Genomic DNA, 18,580 nt, shown 5'->3' with positions numbered 1-18,580 from the left:
GCCGCCGCGGTCTCGACGCTAACCTGGTGGCCGAGCTGCGGGGGCGGCCGGTCGGGCGGCTATGGCCGTTTGGGTGCTTGGGGGGCGGCCGGGCCGCAACCCCGGCGCGCCCCGTCCGTGCCTCCGTGCCTCGACCGCCCGAGAGTCGACGCGGCTCAGCGCGGCGGCACCGGGTCCGTCCCGCCGGCGCCCGGGCGGCAGCGCAGCAGCCGTCCGGCCGTCAGCCGGGCCCCGCGCAGCGCGCCGTGCCGGTGCAGTGCCTGCACCGCGTAGGTCGAGCAGGACGGCGTGTACGGGCAGCAGGCCGGACGCCGGGGGCTGACCTCGGTGCGGTAGTGGCGCACCGCGCCGTACAGCACTCCGGCCGCGAACCCGCGCGGGGCGGGGGCTGACGGGTCGGCCGTCCGGCGTCCGCGCGCGCCGGTGAGGGCGAACCGGACGCCGGAGACCATCATCACCGGGATCAGGGCGATCAGGCAGGGGTCGGCGAACTCGCAGCAGCCGTCGAGGCAGCAGTCCGTACCCTCGTCCCGGAGGTGCTTGCGCCGCCGGGCCTTGGCCTCGTCCTCCGGGCGGTAGCGCTTCCGGTACTCCTCCCACATCCGGCGCTGCTTCTTCCGCCGGAGCCGTTCCGAGGCGGGCAGCCACAACCAGGCGCGCTCCGGGCGGGCCGGCGGGTAGTGGGCGCCGAGATCCGGCGTCGGGTCGGACACTGCTGAGAATCCCCTTGTTCCTTCCGCCGGGGCCGGCCCCCGACAATCCGGGCCAGATTATCCGAAGATCACCTGGCCGGATCCCGGGCGGAGGCCGAGCCGACACCGAGCCGACACCGAGCGGATTCCGCCCGCTCAGCCGCCGAGGTTGAGCGAGGGGAAGAGGTCCTCGAACGGCTGGGTGGTCACCGACACGCTCCGGGAGAACGGATTGTCGAAGTCCCAGATCATGAACAGCAGGAAGGCGATCAGCACGCTGAAGCAGAGCGCCAGGGTCAACTCCCGCGGCGTGCGCCGGATCTGCAGCGCGAACAGCATGCCGACGGTCACCACCGCACCGCCGATCAGACCGAGCCAGACCACCCCGGGCATCGTCGGCCCGGCGTTCTGCCCGCGCGAATTGCGGGCCTCCGATGCCTCGCTGACCCGGTCCATGATCGGCTGGTAGGACTGCGACTCCAGGTCGGAGGCGGGCGCCCGGGTGGCGACGTCGTTCTGGAGCTTCTGGAGCAGCTGGTCGCCCTTCTCGGTGATCGCCCCGTTCTCCTTCATGTAGTCCCACTCGGTGTTCACGACGTACGAGACGTAGGCGTCCACGTCGGCCCGGACCTGGTCCCGGAACTCCACCGGGTAGATCACCGCGCGGTCGCTCACCTCGCGCAGCGACTGCGCCTCGCGGAACAGGTCGTCCTGTGCGGCGCCGCGCGCCTCCCAGACACCCGCGATGGCGAGGCCGAGGACGATCGCGTAGACCACCCCGATCATCATCGTGATGTACTCGATGACGTCCGGGGTCTCGTCGGTGCTCTCCTCGATCGGTCGGCGCTGCCTGAGCACCACCACCGCCACGACGACGGCACAGGCCGACGCCATGGCGATGATCAACGCCACCCACTCGGACATGGGAACTCCCTTCTCTGGCTTGGCTTGTGACGGAAAGGAAACGGTTCAGGGGGGCGACCCCGGGCCGCAGGGGCGGGGCCGCCGCCGACCGGAAACCGGTCGACGGACCGCCGGGAGACGGTCAGGACGGACCCGAGCGGCCACCGCGTCCTCGGCCACCGCGACCCGGCCGCAGGGCAGCCGCCGCGATCACGGCAGGAACCATGATCATCAGCATCGTGGTGGTCATCGAGATGCCCTGGTGGTGCCGGGCCATGGGCGCGGGCTTCGTCGCCGGGGCGTGGAACACCGGTCGAGCCGACGGGGTCGGCCACAGCGGGCTCGGACGCACCGCGCTCGGCGAGGCCGCGGGGCTGGGCGCGACCGCGCTCGGCGAGGCCGCGGGGCTGGGCGCGACCGCGCTCGGGGCCGCCGGCACGGGGGCCACGGGGTCCGGAACGGGCACAGCGGGCGCGGGGGCGGGCGGAGCCGGCGCCGGGGCGGGTGGCGGCGCGGGGACCGACGGCGGTGCGGGGGCCGGCGACGCCGGGGGCGCGGGTGACGCGGGCGCCGGGGTGGGGTCCGGAGTCGGACCGGGCGACGACGGGGTCGGCGTGGGCACGGTCGGTGACGGCGTGGGGGCCGGACTCGGGCTGGGCGTCGAACTCGGGCTCGGGCTCGGGCTCGGCGATGGACTCGGGCTCGGAGTCGCACTGGGGCTCGGCGACGGCGTAGGAGTCGGGGTCGGCGTAGGGCTCGGCGTCGGCGTGGGAGTGGGTGTCGGCGTCGGCGTCGGCGTGGGCGACGGCGTCGGCGTGGGCGACGGCGTCGGCGTGGGCGTGGGAGTCGGCGTGGGCGACGTTGTCGGCGTGGGAGTCGGCGTGGGACTCGGGGTCGGCGTACGCGTGGGCGTGGGCGTGGGGGTGGGCGTACGCGTCAGCGTGGCTGTCGGGGTCGGCGTACGAGTCGGCGTGGGGGTGGGCGTCGGGCTGGGGCAGGGATGCGGGTGGTGATGGTGGTGGTGCCAGCCGTGGTCCCCCCACCAGTCGTCGTCGGGCCAGTCGTCCCCCCACCAGTCGTCCTCGTGGTCGTCACCGCCGTGGCCCGGCCCGACCTGCCCGGGCCCGGCCTGCCCCTCGACCGGCCGCCCGGGCTCGCTGCGCAACCCCGTCGGGCGCGGGGGCGAGGAGAAGGGCGTCGACGGGAAGGGCATCGAGGGGGTGGGAAGCGCGGTCGTGGGCGGCAGGGAGAAGGGCGGCGCGGTGGGCTTCGAAGTCGGCTTCGGGCTGGGCTTCGAGGTGGGCTTGGGGCCGGGTTTGGGCGGGTGGCAGGGGTGGTGCCCGTGCGGCGGCTTGGGCCCGTGGTGCCCCGGACCACCGGCGCCCGGCGCGACGCCGACTCCGACCTGGACGTCCACGTCCACGTCCACGCCGACGGCCACCTGCCCGCCCGGCCGTACCGACAGCGACACGTCGGTCTCGTCGCACACGCAGACGTCCACCGCCGGACCGCGCGGGGGCCGGCCGGACTGCCCCGCGCCGGAGGCGGTCGCTCCGCCGACCAGCGCGCAGACCGCGACCACGCAGGCCGCCGCGCCGATCAGCCGCACCCGTCGCCCGGGCGCCGCGCCCCCACCGCCGCCGGGCGGTATCCGGCGGATCTGCCGACGCTGGGGCATGGGCTCCACACACCTCTCGGGTCGTCCGGGGAGGACGGAACGGCTCGGGCCGACCGACCTCAGGGGAATGGGCGGAACGGTCAAGACGGGGAGAAAGATCAGATACGGTCGCATTCCTGATGGACATTCCATCGGGTACGACCAGAAGTGATCAGACATGGCCAGGCGGACGGCCCGCCTTCGGGGGGCGGGCCGTCCGTCATCAGGTCAAACGATCTTCGAGCCGGCCGGTTACGGCCCGCGCCCACTGTTCCGTGCGCTCAGCCGCGGCGGTGCGCGATCTCCACGTTCTCCAGCACGCCGACCGCGTCCGGCACCAGGATGGCGGTCGAGTAGTAGGCGCTGACCAGGTACGAGATGATCGCCTTCTCGTCGATGCCCATGAAGCGGACCGACAGCGACGGCTGGTACTCGTCCGGGATGCCGGTCTGGTGCAGGCCGATGACGCCCTGGTTGTCCTCACCGGTACGGATCACCAGGATCGAGCTGGTGTTCTCCTTGGTGACCGGGATCTTGTTGCACGGCAGGATCGGCACCCCGCGCCAGGCCGGCACCTGCTGCCCGCCGAGGTCGACGTGGGTGGGGTACAGCCCACGGGCGTTGAACTCCCGGCCGATCGCGGCGATGGTCCGCGGGTGGGCGAGCAGGTAGTCGGGGTCACGGCGACGGTTGAGCAGCTCGTCCAGGTCGTCCGGGGTGGGCGGGCCGGAGTGGGTCTGGATGCGCTGGTCGAAGTCGGCGTTGTTGAGCAGGCCGAACTCCGGGTTGTTGACGATCTCGTGCTCCTGGCGCTCGCGCAGGGCCTCGATCGTCAGCCGCAGCTGGTGCTCGGTCTGGTTCATCGGCTGGTTGTACAGGTCCGCGACGCGGGTGTGGACCTTCAGGACGGTCTGCGCGACGCTCAGCTCGTACTCACGGGGCTTGAGCTCGTAGTCCACGAAGGCGCCGGGCAGCTCGAACTCGCCGCGGTGGCCGGCCGACATGGCGATCTCGGCCTCGCCGCGCTCGTTCTGCGCCTGGAGCGGCAGGGCCAGGAAGGCCTGGAGGTGCTCCTGGAGGCTGGGGGCGTTGTCCCGGATGGCGGCGAAGTCCGCCCGGGTCAGCGTCAGGGCGACACCGGCGGTGGCGGTCTTGGCGGTGAACTCCCAGGTGGCGTCCGGGTTCAGCAGCGCGTCCTCGCCGAAGCGGTCGCCGTCGCCGGCCACGCCGACCACGATGTCGTCGCCGTACTTGCCGGTGCCGATCTTGTTGACCTTGCCGTGCGCGATCAGGAAGATCTTGTCGGCGGCGTCCCCCTGGGTGGCGAGCACCTCGCCGGGGCCGAAGTCCCGCTGCTGGCAGCGGTCGGCCAGGGCGGTGAGGACGTCCTCCTCCTCGTAGCCGCGCAGCAGCGCCAGCTCGCCCAGCTCCGCCGGGATCACCCGGACCTGGGAGCCGGTCTTGATGAACTCCACCACCCCGTTGCCGACGGCGTAGGTGAGCCGGCGGTTGACGCGGTAGGCGCCACCGGCCGCCTGGACCCAGGGAAGCACCTTGAGCAGCCAGCGGGAGGTGATCTCCTGCATCTGCGGTGCGGACTTGGTCGTGGTGGCAAGGTTCCGGGCAGCGGCTGTCGCGAGGCTCTGCTGCTTGGCCTGCACTGCCTCCGGGCTCGTGTCCACGGTCATCGGCAGGGATCTCCATTCCTGTGATCGGGTCACGCGTCCAGGGGCACACCGGCCCGTCCTGGCGCATGCCATGACGGATCATCAGATCCGCCTACTGGTGGGGGCGTTGGTGTTTCACGCGAAAGGCGGCCGCCATCTCCGGGCGGCCCATCCGGAACCCTAGATCACCAGGACCCGACCGGGCCCGCACGGAGGCCCACTACCCCCCGATAGGGTGAATCTCACCCGGTCCGCCCCCACAGTCACATAAACTCCGGGAACATCCGTTCGCCCCTGCGGTCCCCGTGCCGCCAAAGGCATTCCAGCACCGGCCCGGGCCCTGCCGAACGGCCCGGAGGCCATCGCCGGACGTCAACCCGGCGTACCGTCCCGGCGTCGGCGCGGACCCCGGGTGCGGACCCCGGAGCGCCGCCGCACCCGGGCCCCGGCCATCGGCCGCGGAGCGCGCGAACCGCCCCGACAACGCGACGGCCCCGGGGACGCGAAGGTCTCCGGGAACGCGAAGGGCCCGTCAGGTGCCGGCACGGGGGAAGCCGGCACCTGACGGGTGAACAGGGGGTCGCGCAGGGCGGGGTCCGCACCGGGGAGGCCCGGGCGCCCGCGACGGGCTGCCGACGACGCCGACGGTCCCGCCGGGTCAGGCGCAGGCGACCTGGGTACCGGGGATGCCGATGATCCCCGAGTTGTTGGTCTCACCGCCGTTGTACTCGTAGTACAGGTAGGAGTAGAAGTCGATCCGGGTCTCCGGGCCGCAGGCCGAATCCGGGGCGACGGCGTACGTCACCGTGAAGGCGCTGCTGGCGCCCGGGGCGAGTGGAACGCTGTAGCGGGCGATGCCGCCGTGGACGTTGTCACTGCACCCGTTGGTCTGGGTGCCGCAGGCGGTCGCGGTGAACTTGAGCCCGTTCTCCAGACTGGTGGCGTAGGTCTCCTGGACACTCTGGTAGACGAACTGGATCGGGGTGTCGTACGGGTTGGTCAGCGTCAGGGAGAGCGTGAACTCGCCGCCCCGGACGGTCGTCTGCTTGTCGGAGACGGCCGTGAGGGGCAGCTGGGTGTCGGCCCGGGCGGCGGGGGCGGCGGCGAGGAGCAGACCGACGACGAGGGCCGGACACGCGGCGAGCGCGGCGCGACTCGGATGTGTTCTGCGCATGACCAAGGAGCGTAGGCCTCGCCTCCGCCCGGGTTGCATTCCTCGGCCCCGGTCCGTACCGACGCAGGAGCGGCGAACGGACACCGCGCACCCGCCGCCCGCGTTCCGCCCCCACGGGCGTGCCCGGGGCCCTATGCTTCGCCGCTCCTCCCCTGCCCCGTCACCCGCAGGGCGGCAGGATGTCGCAGAGCGCGCCGAGCGCCGCCGGGTAGGCGTGGTCCGGCGGCGTGGCGTAGCCGACCACCAGTCCGTCGACGGCGGGCATCGCCTCCTCGCCGATCGCCGGGTGGCGGTAGTCGGCGAGCCCCTCGACGGCCAGGCCCCGGTAGGCGGCGGCCTTGAGCACCGAGCGCTCGGTGCCCGGCTCCAGTCGCAGCACCGCGTGCAGGCCGGCCGCGATGCCGGAGACCTCGATGTGCGGAGCGCGGGCGGCCAGTGCGGCCACCAGCTGGTCGCGGCGGTCCCGGTAGCGGCGGCGCATCCGACGCACGTGCCGGTCGTAGCCGCCGGAGTCGATGAAATCGGCGAGCGTGAGCTGGTCCAGGGCGCTGGCCCAGCCCTCGCGTTCGCCCTTGGCGGCGAGCACCCGGTCCACCAGGTGGTCGGGCAGCACCATCCAGCCGAGCCGCAGCGCGGGGGTCAGGCTCTTGCTGGCGCTGCCGAGGTAGACCACTCGTTCGGGGTCGAGCCCCTGGAGGGCGCCGACCGGCTGGCGGTCGTACCGGAACTCCCCGTCGTAGTCGTCCTCCAGGAGCAGCCCGCCGCGCCCGCGTGCCCAGTCGACCACGGCCGCGCGGCGGCCCGGGTGCAGCGGGCCGCCGGTCGGGAACTGGTGGGCGGGGGTGAGCAGGGCCGTCCGGACCTCCGGATACCGGGCCAACTCACCTGTCCGGGCGCCCAGTTCGTCGATCGACAGCGGAACGGTGGCAACGCCCGCGGCGGCCAGCAGCCCGCGGTGGAAGCCCAGCCCGTACGCCTCGACAGCCAGCGGGCCGTGCTCGGCGGGCGGCAGGACGGGTGCGGCGCCGTCGAAGAGCAGCCGCAGCGCGTGGGCGAAGCCGGAGCAGACCACGATCCGGTCGGGGTCGGTGCGCACCCCCCGCGCGCGGGCGAGGTAGTCGGCGAGGACGGTGCGCAGCTCGCGCCGGCCCTGGGGATCGCCGGGCCCGAAGGCCTCGTTGGGGGCGCCGGTGAGGGCCCGGCGGGCGGCGGCGAGCCAGGCGGTGCGCGGAAAGGAGGCGGCGTCGGGCTGCCCCTGCCGCAGGTCGTGGGTGGGACCGGGGCGGCGGACGGGCCGGCGGGCCCGGGTGCGCGGGACGGGCTCGGCGCGTTCGGCCACGGTGGTCCCGGAGCCCTGGCGGGCGGTCAGCCAGCCCTCGGCCACGAGTTCGGCGTAGGCCTCGGCGGCGGTGTTGCGGGCCAGGCCGAGGTCGGTGGCGAGGGCGCGGTAGGGCGGCAGCCGGGTGCCGGGGGCCAGTCTGCCGCTGCGGATCGCCTCGCGCAGCGCCGCCATCAGCGCGGCGCGCCGACCCCCGGTGGCGGGGAGGTCGAGGTGCAGGTCGTTGCCGGTCGAGTGGGCGGGCTCGGAGGGGTGCGTGCCCCGCGTGTCCGTCATGGTCACGCACCCTACCGGCCGCCGCCCCGGCCCTCCTCGGGCGGCTGCCCGGCCGCGGGCCGGGGCGATCGCCCTACGGCACGACGGTGACCGGCCAGCGGCCGGCCTTGACCAGCCGGACGGCCACCGAGCCGATCACCTTGTGCCCCGCCTGCTCGGAGACGCCGACCACCACGGCGTCGGCGCGCAGCTCGTCCGCGAGCTTGGCGAGGCCGCCGTACGGGTCGCCGCGCATGGTCAGGAAGCGCCACTCCACCTTCCACACCTCGCGCACCCGGTGCTCGGCCTCGCGCAGCGCGGCCAGCAGTTCCTCGGCGATCTCCTGGGTGGTCTCCTCCACCGCGGCCCCGGCCAGGGCGGTCGCGGCGCCGAGGATCGGCTGGATGTACGCCACCGCGAGGACGGCGCCCTGCCGGCGGGCCAGTCCGGCGGCGTAGGCGGTGGCGCGCCAGGAGGAGTCGGAGCCGTCCAGGCCGGCCAGGATCACGCCGGGGCCGTCGGTGCCCAGCTCGAAGCCGGCGGGTGCGGCCGCGGCCTCGTGCCCCGGGGCGCCGGTCGGCACCCCGGCCGCGGCGCCCCCTCGCGCGCCGGCGTCCGCCGCCCCACCCGTACCGGCGGCCGCCTCTCCCGCGTCCGCCGTGTCCGCTGCATCGCTCTCGTTGCTCATGGAAATGAGGCTATGCCCGCCACCGGGAGTGACGGCGGCGGGCTCTCCGGGTGAGGGCTGTGGCCCGGGCCACCCGGGGCGGTGGCCGGGGCGCCGAATCCGGCACCGGCGGCTGGCCGACCGTCACGCGCTGTCGACCGTGTGGGCGGCCTCACAGCGGTTCCGTGGGGGGTCCGGAGTGGCGCGGGCCACTTCCCCGGGCTATTTGATCTTGGAAATAGGGGTAAATCGGGCGAAATCGCCACAATTCCTTGATCCTTACGCCCGGTAACAGCCTTCTGACATGGCTAAACCTTCGAATCCTTGAAACCGCCACGACCACCCCCGTAACTTCGAACCCGTTGCACCGAGCGATCCGCTCCGGCCGGGCCAACCGCCCCCGGGCAGGACGGTGCAGAACCACGCGAGTGACGTGTCCCCGAAACCGACGGCCTTCCGAGGGTCTGGTTCCGCGCGCTCGCGAACCCTCCGAAAGGAACTCCATGACCTTCCGCAACGAGACCGCCGCTGCCGCCACCACCGCCACCCCGAAGCGCCGCAACCGCGTCCGGATGGCTCTGATGGCCGGGGCGCTCACCGCCCTGCCCGCGGCCGGCCTCGTCGCGGCCACCAGCGCCTCCGCCGCGCCGGCCACGGTCTGGGACAAGGTCGTCGCCTGTGAGGCGACCGGCAACTGGGCCGTCAACTCCGGCAACGGCTTCTACGGCGGGCTGCAGTTCACCTCCAGCACCTGGGCCGCCTTCGGTGGTACCGCCTACGCCCCGCAGGCCCACCAGGCCACCAAGGCGCAGCAGATCGCCGTCGGCGAGAAGGTGCTCGCCGCCCAGGGCCCCGGCGCCTGGCCGGTCTGCTCCGCCAAGGCCGGTCTGACCAAGTAGGACCGCACGCCACGAGGCCGCCGCACCCCCCCCCGGGGTGCGGCGGCCTCGTCGTGCCCGGGGCCCGCGAGATCGGGGCAGCCCTGCCGGTCAGGACGGCCGGGGCGGGAGCGGCAGCGGGACGGCCGGCAGGCCGTCGATGCTGGTGCCGACCAGTGGCTTGCGCTCGCAGTAGGCGCCGAACTCCTCCTCGTCCTTGCGGTCGAAGTACTGGGCGTGCAGGTCGCGGTCGGCGCGGTAGTCCATGAACGGCACCGCGTACCCGCAGGAGTCGCTGACCCGCTCGGCCTCGACCAGCACGATCGCCCGCAGACCGGAGCCGTCCGCGGCCGGGTCGAAGTGGCGCAGCAGTCCTGCGAACCGCGGGTCGTCCCGGAAGACCGGCTCGCCGCGCCCGTGCACCCGCACCACGGTCGGCGGGCCCTCGAAGGCGCACCACATCAGGGTGATCCGGCCGTTCTCCCGCAGGTGGGCGACGGTCTCGGCCTGTGAGCCGCCGAAGTCCAGATAGGCGAGGGTGAGTTCGTCGATCACCACGAGCGTCCCGGCGCGGCCCTTGGGCGAGAGGTTGACATGCCCGTCGGCGGCCAGCGGGGCGGTGGCGACGAAGTAGACCGGCTGGCGCTCGATGAAACCGCGCAGCCGGCCGTCGATGCGTTCGTACTGCTTTCCCATGGGCGCAAGTGTGCCCGCATCCCGACTGGTGGGAAAGGAGGTTCCGACCCCTGAGACGGCCTTTCGGGCGGCCCGGGCCGTCCGAAGCCGACCGACCGCCGTCCGCGCCCTCCAAGGCCGCCCGGCGGCGCCTACGATGGTTCGGGTACCTGCCACCCGCCAGGCCGAGCACGGGAGTTGCGATGACCCGGAGCACCCTCCCCACCACCGCGCCCGGGACGGTCCTCGGCACCCCCGCCGCGCCGCTGCGCCCGTACGTCCTCGGCTACCGCGGCTACCGGCTGGCCCTGCGCCAGCCGCTCCGACGGCTGGAGGTGCCGACGGACGTGGTCACCGTGGCCCTCGCCTTCGAAGGCACGATGAGCCTCACCGACGCCGTCTCGCCCGCGCCCGCCACCGCCTTCGGCTCGGTCGCGGCCGGGCTGCGCCGCACCGCGACGATCGCCGAACACGCGGGCGTGCTGCACGGTTTGGCCGTCTCGCTCACTCCGCAGGGCGCCTTCCGGGCGTTCGGTCCGCTGGCCGGCGAGCTCGGCGGGCACTGGGCCGAGGCCGGGGACGTGCTGGGCCCGCGGCTGCGGGCGCTGACCGACCGGCTGGCCCACGCCCCGAGCTGGCCGGCCCGGTTCGCCATGCTGGACGGCTACTTCGGTGCGCTGTTCGCGTACGGGCCGGACTGGGACCCGTCCGTGCACTGGGTCTGGCGGCAGCTGCGGCACACCCACGGGCTGGTGCCGATCGGCGCCCTGGTCGAGGGCACCGGCTGGAGCCGCCGCAGGCTGGAGCTGCGCTTCCGCGAGCACCTCGGGCTGGCCCCCAAGCAGGCGGCCGGCATCCTCCGGCTCCAGCGCACCCTCCACGTCCTGACCGCCCACGAGGAGCGGACAGCCGGGGACCACCCCTTCGGGCGCCGCCCCGCCGGGGCGCGAACCACGGGCGCCGACCTGGCCACGCGCTGCGGCTACTACGACCAGTCGCACCTCGACCGGACCTTCCGCGCCATGGTCGGCCGCTCGCCGAGCGCGTTCCTGGCGTCCCGGCGCACCGCCGCCGCCCTGCCCGAGCCCGCCGGCCGGGTCACCGACCGGGTCACCGGGCGGGTGACCAGCACCCTCCTGGACGCCGGAGGCTGAGGCGCACGCCTGCGCACGGCGCGTGGTCTCCGAATGTGCGCGATCGCCGACGGTGCGCATTTGTACAAGACGAACCGGTGCCCCGCCCGGCACGCTCGAAGAGCCCGGCCGGTACGGGGGACCGGCCGGTCACGGGGGCGGGCAGGCACGGGGCACGCGGGGTGTCAGCCGGTCACTGCTTCATGTAGACGCTGTCCATGAACTCGATGATCTGCTGATCGGTCAGCCGCTGGCCGTCGCGGTGCCCCATCGCCAGGTCGGCCTCGCTGATCATGCCGACCAGCCGGTCGCCGTCGATCACCGGGATGCGCCGGATCTGGTGCTGCTCCATCTTGCGCAGCACCGCCTCCATGCTGTCCTCGGCGCGCACGCAGTGCAGGTGGCCGGAGAGCTCCATGGCCGTCATCTTGGCCGGGTCCTTGCCCTCCGCGATACATCGCAGCACGATGTCGCGGTCGGTGATGATGCCCTTCAGCTTCTGGTCGTCGCCGCAGATCGGCAGCGCGCCCACGTTCTTGTCGCGCATCATCCGCGCGGCCTCGGCCAGCGTCTGGTGGGCGCCGACGCACTGGGCGCCGGTGTGCATGATGTCTCGGGCAGTGGTGGTCACGGGGACTCCTTCGTCGGTGGTTCCCCCCGCTGGTCCCCCCGCATCCCCCCGGCGGCGCTCCCGGGCTCCCGCCGTCGGAGCGGAAGGGGTGTGACCGCGCCCTCACCATAAGCAACCCCGCCCCCGCCCGCGACCCCGGCCCGACGCCCGGAGGCCCCGACCGCCGATACTGGGAGGATGACCACGGACGCCGAGCGGACGGTCGACGAGGCCGTCCGGCCCGGCCCACCACGGCGCTGCGCCCCTACCTGGCCTGGTACTCCGGCTACCGGCGGCGCGGCCTCGCCCCCGCCGTGCACCGCGGCCTGCCCTCCCCGTACCTGACCTTCATCCTCACCCTCGACGAGCCGCTGGTGATCGCCGGGCACCCCGATCCCGCACAGCCGCCCGGCAGCTACCCGACCCTGCTCGGCGGACTGCACACCACCCCCGCGCTGATCACCCACGAGGGCGCGCAGTCCGGCGTGCAGATCGCCGTGCACCCGCTCGCCGCCCGGGCGCTGTTCGGGCTGCCCGCCGGGGAGTTGGCCGGGATCGACGTACCCGCCGAGGAGGTGCTCGGCCGGTTCGCCCCGCGGCTACGGGAGCAGCTGCTGGCCGCCCCCGACTGGACGGAACGGTTCGCCGTGCTGGACGGGGCGCTGCTGCGGACCGCCCGGCCCTCCGGCCGGGTGCCGCCCGAGGTCGGCCGGGCCTGGCAGGCACTGCGGCGCAGCCACGGCGCGCTGCCGGTGGCGGAGCTGGCCCGGGAGACCGGCTGGAGCGCCCGGCACCTCCAGGAGCGGTTCCGCCGGGAGACCGGGCTGACCCCGAAAGCGGCCGCCCGGGTGATGCGCTTCGACCGCGCCCGGCGCCTGCTCGCCGCCACCGAGCCGCCTCCCCGGCTCGCGGAACTGGCCGTGCGCTGCGGGTACTTCGACCAGGCGCACCTGGCCCGCGAGTTCCGGGCGCTGGCCGGGGCCGCGCCGAGCGCCTGGCTGGCGGCGGAGGGGCCGGAGCAGGCGAAGTTCCGAAACGTCCAAGGCGGGGCGCCGGGTGCGGCCGCAGAGTGGGAGGCGGAACGACCGGCACGACGACCCACGCTTCCCGAGGAGTGAGCCATGGACGCCACCGAGACCCCCGCCCCGCAGGTCTGGCCCAGCCTGCGCGCCACCGACGCCCGGGCCCTGATCCGCTTCCTGGTCGAGGCCTTCGGCTTCCAGGAGGTCGTCACCTACGGCGAGGGCGACGTCGTCGCACACGCCGAACTCGCCTGGCCCGAGGGCGGCGGCGTGATGCTCGGCTCCGAGCGCGGGACGCCCGAGGGCACCGAGCCCTGGCCGGGCCGGCCGGGCGGCTTCACCGCGTACGTGGTCACCGCCGACCCGGACGCCGTGCACGCCCGCGCGGTGGCCGCCGGGGCCCGGATCACCACCGGGCTGTACGAAACCGACTACGGCTCGCGGGACTTCGCCGCCGCCGACCCGGAGGGCAACCGCTGGTACTTCGGCACCTACCCGGGCGCGCCCCGGCCGCCCGGCGGGCGGACGACGGGAGTCCGAGGACGGACCCCGGGAGCCCTCGGGGCGGCCGCCGCCGAACCGGGGCAGACTGGCTGCGGGGGCACCACCGGAGGCGCCGGAGACAGCGGAGGCACCTGAGGCATCGGAGACAGCGGAGGCGGAGCGTGCCGCAGATGACGGTGGACGGGCGCACCCTCGCCCTCTCCCACCTCGACAAGGTGTACTACCCGCGCACCGGCACGCCCAAGGGCGAGGTGCTGCGCTACTACGCCGCCGTGCACACCGCCCTGCTCCCGCACCTGCGCGACCGCCCGGTCTCCTTCCTCCGCTGCCCGGACGGCGTCGAGGCGGAGGCGTTCGTCGCCAAGAACCCGCCGCCCGGCACCCCGGACTGGGTGCGTACGGTCGACGTGCCGAGCAACACCGGCGAGCTGCGGCAGGTGGTGCTGGAGGACGGCGCGGCGCTGCTGGCGGTCGCCAACCTGGGCTGCCTGGAGCTGCACGTCCCGCAGTGGCACGCGGCCGCGCCCGCCCTCGCCGACCGGCTGGTGCTGGACCTCGACCCCGGCGAGGGCGCCGACGTGCTCACCTGCCGCACGGTCGCCCTGCTGCTGCGGGAGCGGCTCGCGGCGGACGGTCTGGCGGCCTGGGTGAAGACCTCCGGCTCCAAGGGCCTGCACCTGCTGGTCCCGATCGAGCCCACGCCGAGCGCCCGGGTCTCCGGGTACGCGAAGGCGCTGGCCGCCGCCCTGGAGGCCGAGCGCCCGGAGCTGGTGGTGCACACCATGGCCAAGGCCCGGCGCCGGGGCCGGGTGCTGGTCGACTGGTCGCAGAACAACGCCAAGAAGACCACCGCCGCGCCGTACACCCTGCGGGCCCGGCCGCTGCCGACCGTCTCCACCCCGCTGGCCTGGGCGGAGCTGGAACGGGCCACCGAGGAGCGGGATCTGGTCTTCACGCTCGCCGAGGTGCCCGACCGGCTGGCCGCGCACGGCGACCTGCTCGCCCCGCTGCTGGACCCGGAGCGGGCCCGGCCGCTGCCCGGTGCGCCCTCGGTGTCCGGAGCGCGGCCGCCGGCCCACCAGGTGCTGCACCCGCCCGTCGAGGTGATGCGCCCGGCCGCCGTGACCGCCGTCCCGCCCGCCGACGGCCTGGGCGGCGGGGGCGTGCAGTACGAGCTGAAGCTGGACGGCTTCCGCTGCGTGGCCTTCGCCCGGGGCGGGCGGCCCGCGTACCTCCAGTCCCGCAGCGGCCGCGACCTCGCCCCCGAGTTCCCGCTGATCGCCGCCGCCGTCGCCCGGCTGCCGGAGGGGCTGGTGCTGGACGCCGAGCTGGTCGCCTGGCGCGGCGGCCGGTTCGCCTTCGGCGAGCTGCTGCGCACCCGCCGGGCCCGTGCCGCCGCGCCCGAGGTGGCTCTCGGCCTGATCGCCTTCGACCTGCTGGCGCTGCCCGGCCGCGACGTCCGCGGGCTGCCGCTCACCGACCGCCGTCGGCTGCTGCTCGCCGCCCTCGCCGACGTCCCGCCGCCGATCCGGCCGGTCATGGCCACCACGGACCGGGCGGAGGCGCTGGAGTGGATGGAGCGGCTCGCCGACACCGGGGTGGAGGGCCTGGTGTGCAAGGCCGCCGCCGCCGCGTACCGGCCTCGCGGCGCGGGCCGGGTCTGGGTCAAGTACCGCCGCGGCGACACCCTGGACGCCACCGTCGGCGCCGTCACCGGCCCGGCCGACCACCCGCACGCGCTGGTCCTGCGGCTCGACGACGGCCGGGTGCTCGTGACCTCCCCGCGGCTCACCCCGGTCCAGTCCAGCGAGGTCGCCGAGGTCGTCCGCCCGCTGCTCGGCCCGCCCGATACCGACCCCGAGCACGGCCCGGTCCATCCCCTGACCTCGCCCCTGCGCGCCGAGTTCACCCTCACCGGCCGCCCGCCCACCGCGACCTTCCTCCGCCTCCGGGGCGACTGACGTCGGACCGTGCGCTCACTTCCGGCGCTTCGCCGCCGCGTGGGCGAACTCCGTCACGAAGGCGTCGTCGAACAGCGGCAGGTCGGCGGGCTTGCGGCTGGTGACGAGCGTGCCGGGGCCTCCGTGGCAGACGTGCACCGGCTCGTCCACCCAGTGCGCACCGGCGTTGACCAGGTCGGTGCGCAGGCTGGGCCAGGAGGTGAGGGTGCGGCCGCGTACGGCGTCGGCCTCGATGAGTGTCCAGGCCGCGTGGCAGATCGCCGCGACCGGCCGGCCGGCGGCGCCGAAGGCGTGCACGAAGTCGACCGCCGACCGGTCCAGGCGCAGCCGGTCGGGGTTGGCGACGCCGCCGGGGAGGACCAGCCCGTCGTAGTCGGCCGGGTCGGCCTCGGCGACCAGCGCGTCGACGGCGAAGGTGTCGCCCTCGGCGTGGTGCCGGACGGTCCGGACCCGCCCCTCGGCGGTGGACAGCAGCCGCGGGGTGCCGCCGGACTCGGCGACCGCCTGCCACGGGTCGGTCAGTTCGACCTGCTCGGCCCCGTACGGCGCGACCAGGAACGCGATCGTCCGGCCGGTGAGCGTGGTGGACGGCCAGCCCATGGCGCGGTCGCTCAGCCCGGGTGCGGGGCGGTCAGGTCGACGGCCACGGGCGGAGCGGTGCTGAGCCGGGCGCGCGGGCAGTCGAGGTGGACGGCGCGGTCGAGGTGGTCGAGCCGGGCGACCAGTCCGGCCGGGACGAGCACCCGGGCGCCCGGCACCCAGGGCTCGGCGTCGACCAGCAGGTGGTCGCCGGCGTCCTGCTCGACCCGGCCGACCGGGCCGTCGGTGGCGTGCACCTCGTACCCGACCAGCGCGAGGTCGGCGGCGGGATGGGAGCCCGGGCGGTACTCCCACAGGTCGGTGGTCATGGCGTCACGCCTCCGGCCGGTCCCAGGGGCGCCGATCGCGGCGCTCCCGGCGTTCCCGGAACTCCGTCGGGTCCGCCGGTGCGATACCGCTGCGGGCCTCGCGTCGGCGGCGCAGCAGTTCGGAGGCGGCGACCGCGGCCCCCACCGTCGCCGCCCAGACCACCCCGAGCGCGACCAGCACGGCGGTGGCCGGTGTCCGGGCGCCCACGCCGAAACAGATCGCCGTCATCACCAGGGCGGTCAGCGTCACCCCCGCCGTGACCCTGCGTCCGACCCCGCGGAGCACGCGCCGGACCCGGCTCGGCGCTTTGGCGCCCATCGTGCTCAGCTTCCGGTCGAGCCGTGTGTCCTGGCGCAGATCGGACTCGATCTCCTCGAGGAGCCGCCGCTCCCATCCGCTCAAAGCGGGACCGTCCATCTCGGTCACCTCCGACACTTCCGGTGACGTGCTCGCACCCGGCGGTTGCCCGGTACGGGCCGGCACTAACCGTTGCGGGCACCGCCTGTTCCGGCGCCGACGGGCCCGAAGGCCCGGGGGCGGGCGAGCAGGCTGTCGTCCAGGACCCCCAACAGGGCGGCGGCGTCGCGGTGGACCTCGGCCGCGCCCGCCGCCCGCAGTTCCGGGCCGGTGTCCCGGCCGGCCGTCAGAGCGACGCACGGCACCCCGGCCCGCCGCACGGCCCGTACCTCGCGCACGCTCCCGGCGACGGCCACGGCGTGCCAGGGCCTGCCGTCCACCAGGTCCAGCGCGGCTCTCACCGGATCGCCCCCGGGATCGGCCACGGTGAGCGCCGGAGCCCCGGCGGGACCGGGGCCGGTCAGCACCACCGTCCACCCCCGGGCGGCGCACTCGCGCAGCAACTCGGCACCGCCGGGCAGCGTGGGCTGCCACCAGTCGGTACCGAAGAGGGCCGCCGAGACCACCGTCATGACCACCGCTTCCGTTCGCGGGCGACGCACCGAATGCTCCCTTCCAGGTTAGGTCGCTCCTCCGCCGCGCGCGCAGCCTGCGCCCGGGCCCCCGGAATCCTTTCGACGGCCCGGAAAAGTAGCTGGTCAGGGGTGATCGTTTGGCCCTAGGGTGTCGCTCCATCACATTGGTCCAGTCCAGGAGCCCGATCCCCGATGCCTTCGCCCGCCGTGTACCGCTCGCCCAGAGCCAGCGCCACCGCCGCCACCGTTCTGCTCGCCGTGAGCGCCGCCACGACCCTCGCCCCGCTCGGCGTGGGCCTGCGCCTGTACGGGGAGGCCGGCGATCTCGCCACCGGCGCCGAGTCCGACGGCTCCGCGCTGATGGACACGGCGCAGCTCTACGACAACGTCGGCTACCTCCAGCTGGTGGCCCTGGTCGCGTCCGCGGTCACGTTCGTCATCTGGTTCCACCGGGTCCGGGTGAACGCCGAGGTCTTCGACCCGCGCGGGCACCGGTTCAAGCGCGGCTGGGCGATCGGCGCCTGGTTCACCCCCGTGGTCGCGCTCTGGTTCCCCCGCCAGATCGCGGGCGACATCTGGCAGGCCGGCGCCCGGCCGGACGCCTCGGGCGTGCGCCCGCAGCTCCCGCAGACGCTGCTCAACCTCTGGTGGGCCACCTTCTGGATCTCCAACGCGACCGGCCGGGTCGGCTCCCAGTACCTCGGCTCGGCCTCGGCGCAGTACGCGGACGGCTACCAGCAGGCCGTCGGCTGGCTGATCGCCTCCGACCTGCTGCTGGTGGTGGCCGCCGTCCTCGCCGTCCTGGTGGTCCGCGGGCTGACCGCCATGCAGGAGGAGCGCTTCACCGAGTCCGCCGCCCCCGCGTTCGGGCTCCACGGCGGCACCGTCCGGGGCTGAGCCCGCTCGGTCGGCCGGGCCCGCGGGCGGGGCGCTCAGTCCGTGAACGGGTCGGAGGCCAGCCGGGCGTGCAGGTGCTCGTCCGTGTAGACGCCCCCGCCGTAGGTGTAGGAGGCGCGCAGGGTGCCCTCGTACGGGAAGCCGGCCCGCGCCGCGACCCGGCAGGAGTCCTCGTTGCCGACGGCGTGGTAGAGCTCGATGCGGCGGGCGTCGGCCTGCTCCACCGCCCAGCGGGTGGCGGCGGTGGCGGCCCGGGTGGCCAGGCCCCGGCCGCGGGCGGCGGCGAGCAGCCAGTAGCCGACCATGACCACGCCGTCGTCCCGGTTGGTCCACTCCAGGTAGGCGTTGCCGCACAGGCGGCCGTCAGCGGCGGCGACGACGGCGAAGGGGGCCGCGGTGCCGTCGGCCCAGCGGGCCTCGCAGCGGTCGAGGTAGGCCTCGGCGTCGACCGGGCCGGAGCCGCTGAGCGGGGTCCAGCGGGCGACGGCCGGGTCGGCCGCGGCGGCGACCAGGGCGGGCACGATGCCGCCGGGCACGTCGAGGCCGTGCCCGAACGGGCGCAGCAGGGCGTCGCCGAGGTCGAGGACGGCGGGGCGGAAGACCCGCCGGTCGGTGGCGGGATCGCTGATGGTCATCCCGTCTTCCTATCCCCGGCGCCCCCGGGCCCGCCAGCGAATTTCCCGGAGCCCGGGCCCGCGGCCGCTC

General features: G+C 75.0%; 20 protein-coding genes and 1 pseudogene. 8 read left to right on the top strand and 13 right to left on the bottom strand.

The genetic code is table 11. The features are described 5' to 3' along the window. Positions 1-155: 155 nt before the first annotated feature. Both yidD and ACWGKU_RS32815 read right to left on the bottom strand, forming a co-directional pair. Complete coding sequence (gene yidD, locus ACWGKU_RS32820; protein ID WP_401045832.1) at positions 156-713, bottom strand: membrane protein insertion efficiency factor YidD; 558 nt, start codon at positions 711-713, stop codon at positions 156-158. A gap of 135 nt (positions 714-848) precedes the next feature. Next, complete coding sequence (locus ACWGKU_RS32815; RefSeq protein WP_359902690.1) at positions 849-1,616, bottom strand: bestrophin-like domain; 768 nt, start codon at positions 1,614-1,616, stop codon at positions 849-851. Positions 1,617-1,819: 203 nt separating this feature from the next. Here ACWGKU_RS32815 and ACWGKU_RS32810 point away from each other — a divergent pair, with 203 nt between their 5' ends. After that, positions 1,820-2,608 carry a hypothetical protein gene (locus ACWGKU_RS32810; RefSeq protein WP_452180265.1) on the top strand — a complete coding sequence of 263 codons (789 nt, stop codon included), beginning with the start codon at positions 1,820-1,822 and terminating at the stop codon, positions 2,606-2,608. A gap of 925 nt (positions 2,609-3,533) precedes the next feature. Here the strand turns inward: ACWGKU_RS32810 and ACWGKU_RS32805 are convergent. The 4 genes from ACWGKU_RS32805 to ACWGKU_RS32790 all read right to left on the bottom strand — a co-directional run bounded on the left by ACWGKU_RS32805 (position 3,534) and on the right by ACWGKU_RS32790 (position 8,375). Beyond that, a complete protein-coding gene (locus tag ACWGKU_RS32805; protein ID WP_401055190.1) occupies positions 3,534-4,940 on the bottom strand; it encodes a family 2B encapsulin nanocompartment shell protein in 1,407 nt (468 codons plus the stop codon). A 637-nt stretch (positions 4,941-5,577) separates the two neighbouring features. Then, the gene (locus ACWGKU_RS32800) at positions 5,578-6,093 is read right to left on the bottom strand and encodes a hypothetical protein (protein WP_401054888.1); all 516 of its coding nucleotides are present in this window, start codon (positions 6,091-6,093) and stop codon (positions 5,578-5,580) included. Positions 6,094-6,253: 160 nt separating this feature from the next. Beyond that, positions 6,254-7,708, bottom strand: coding sequence for a MocR-like pyridoxine biosynthesis transcription factor PdxR (gene pdxR / locus ACWGKU_RS32795; RefSeq protein ID WP_359902701.1), 1,455 nt, complete (start codon positions 7,706-7,708; stop codon positions 6,254-6,256). A 73-nt stretch (positions 7,709-7,781) separates the two neighbouring features. Beyond that, positions 7,782-8,375: a universal stress protein gene (locus tag ACWGKU_RS32790; RefSeq protein ID WP_452180266.1), complete on the bottom strand. Its 594-nt coding sequence runs from the start codon at positions 8,373-8,375 to the stop codon at positions 7,782-7,784. Positions 8,376-8,857: 482 nt separating this feature from the next. Between ACWGKU_RS32790 and ACWGKU_RS32785 the strand changes: the two genes are divergently transcribed. After that, complete coding sequence (locus ACWGKU_RS32785) at positions 8,858-9,253, top strand: transglycosylase family protein (protein ID WP_452180267.1); 396 nt, start codon at positions 8,858-8,860, stop codon at positions 9,251-9,253. Between the two features lie 90 nt (positions 9,254-9,343). Here the strand turns inward: ACWGKU_RS32785 and ACWGKU_RS32780 are convergent, their stop codons facing one another. Further along, positions 9,344-9,928 carry a pyridoxamine 5'-phosphate oxidase family protein gene (locus tag ACWGKU_RS32780; RefSeq protein WP_380549213.1) on the bottom strand — a complete coding sequence of 195 codons (585 nt, stop codon included), beginning with the start codon at positions 9,926-9,928 and terminating at the stop codon, positions 9,344-9,346. Between the two features lie 182 nt (positions 9,929-10,110). Between ACWGKU_RS32780 and ACWGKU_RS32775 the strand changes: the two genes are divergently transcribed. After that, positions 10,111-11,061, top strand: coding sequence for an AraC family transcriptional regulator (locus tag ACWGKU_RS32775; RefSeq protein WP_401055268.1), 951 nt, complete (start codon positions 10,111-10,113; stop codon positions 11,059-11,061). A gap of 172 nt (positions 11,062-11,233) precedes the next feature. Here the strand turns inward: ACWGKU_RS32775 and ACWGKU_RS32770 are convergent, their stop codons facing one another. Beyond that, positions 11,234-11,647, bottom strand: coding sequence for a CBS domain-containing protein (locus ACWGKU_RS32770; protein WP_401055269.1), 414 nt, complete (start codon positions 11,645-11,647; stop codon positions 11,234-11,236). A 260-nt stretch (positions 11,648-11,907) separates the two neighbouring features. Between ACWGKU_RS32770 and ACWGKU_RS32765 the strand changes: the two genes are divergently transcribed. From ACWGKU_RS32765 to ACWGKU_RS32750, 4 genes and pseudogenes are all read left to right on the top strand, one after another. Next, on the top strand, positions 11,908-12,768 hold the full coding sequence (locus tag ACWGKU_RS32765) for a helix-turn-helix transcriptional regulator (RefSeq protein WP_452191666.1): 861 nt from the start codon (positions 11,908-11,910) through the stop codon (positions 12,766-12,768). 3 nt (positions 12,769-12,771) lie between these two features. Beyond that, positions 12,772-13,311 (top strand): VOC family protein, encoded by a 540-nt coding sequence (locus tag ACWGKU_RS32760; protein ID WP_401053040.1) that lies wholly within the window; start codon positions 12,772-12,774, stop codon positions 13,309-13,311. Between the two features lie 35 nt (positions 13,312-13,346). Then, positions 13,347-14,216 (top strand): annotated as a pseudogene (gene ligD, locus ACWGKU_RS32755) (non-homologous end-joining DNA ligase); the annotation flags it as partial. A 66-nt stretch (positions 14,217-14,282) separates the two neighbouring features. Then, on the top strand, positions 14,283-15,137 hold the full coding sequence (locus ACWGKU_RS32750) for an ATP-dependent DNA ligase (protein WP_452180273.1): 855 nt from the start codon (positions 14,283-14,285) through the stop codon (positions 15,135-15,137). Positions 15,138-15,152: 15 nt separating this feature from the next. On the opposite strand, the gene ACWGKU_RS32745 is transcribed toward ACWGKU_RS32750, so the two are convergent. The 4 genes from ACWGKU_RS32745 to ACWGKU_RS32730 form a co-directional block, all read right to left on the bottom strand. Continuing rightward, positions 15,153-15,737 carry a type 1 glutamine amidotransferase domain-containing protein gene (locus ACWGKU_RS32745; RefSeq protein WP_401053038.1) on the bottom strand — a complete coding sequence of 195 codons (585 nt, stop codon included), beginning with the start codon at positions 15,735-15,737 and terminating at the stop codon, positions 15,153-15,155. 11 nt (positions 15,738-15,748) lie between these two features. Continuing rightward, positions 15,749-16,045: a PRC-barrel domain containing protein gene (locus tag ACWGKU_RS32740; protein WP_359899332.1), complete on the bottom strand. Its 297-nt coding sequence runs from the start codon at positions 16,043-16,045 to the stop codon at positions 15,749-15,751. A gap of 4 nt (positions 16,046-16,049) precedes the next feature. Beyond that, positions 16,050-16,463, bottom strand: a complete 414-nt coding sequence (locus ACWGKU_RS32735; protein ID WP_401053035.1) for a hypothetical protein — start codon at positions 16,461-16,463, stop codon at positions 16,050-16,052. Between the two features lie 65 nt (positions 16,464-16,528). Continuing rightward, a complete protein-coding gene (locus ACWGKU_RS32730; RefSeq protein ID WP_387733130.1) occupies positions 16,529-17,005 on the bottom strand; it encodes an HAD family hydrolase in 477 nt (158 codons plus the stop codon). A 165-nt stretch (positions 17,006-17,170) separates the two neighbouring features. On the opposite strand from ACWGKU_RS32730, the gene ACWGKU_RS32725 reads away from it, so the two are divergent. Further along, positions 17,171-17,875, top strand: a complete 705-nt coding sequence (locus ACWGKU_RS32725) for a DUF4328 domain-containing protein (RefSeq protein ID WP_452180268.1) — start codon at positions 17,171-17,173, stop codon at positions 17,873-17,875. 35 nt (positions 17,876-17,910) lie between these two features. Here ACWGKU_RS32725 and ACWGKU_RS32720 read toward each other — a convergent pair whose 3' ends face one another. Further along, positions 17,911-18,510, bottom strand: a complete 600-nt coding sequence (locus ACWGKU_RS32720) for a GNAT family N-acetyltransferase (RefSeq protein ID WP_401053687.1) — start codon at positions 18,508-18,510, stop codon at positions 17,911-17,913. Positions 18,511-18,580: the final 70 nt, after the last annotated feature.

The organism is Kitasatospora sp. NPDC054768 (genome assembly GCF_053612025.1).
Note: the sequence above shows the minus strand (reverse complement) of the source record. Positions and strands in the feature narration are given on the sequence as shown.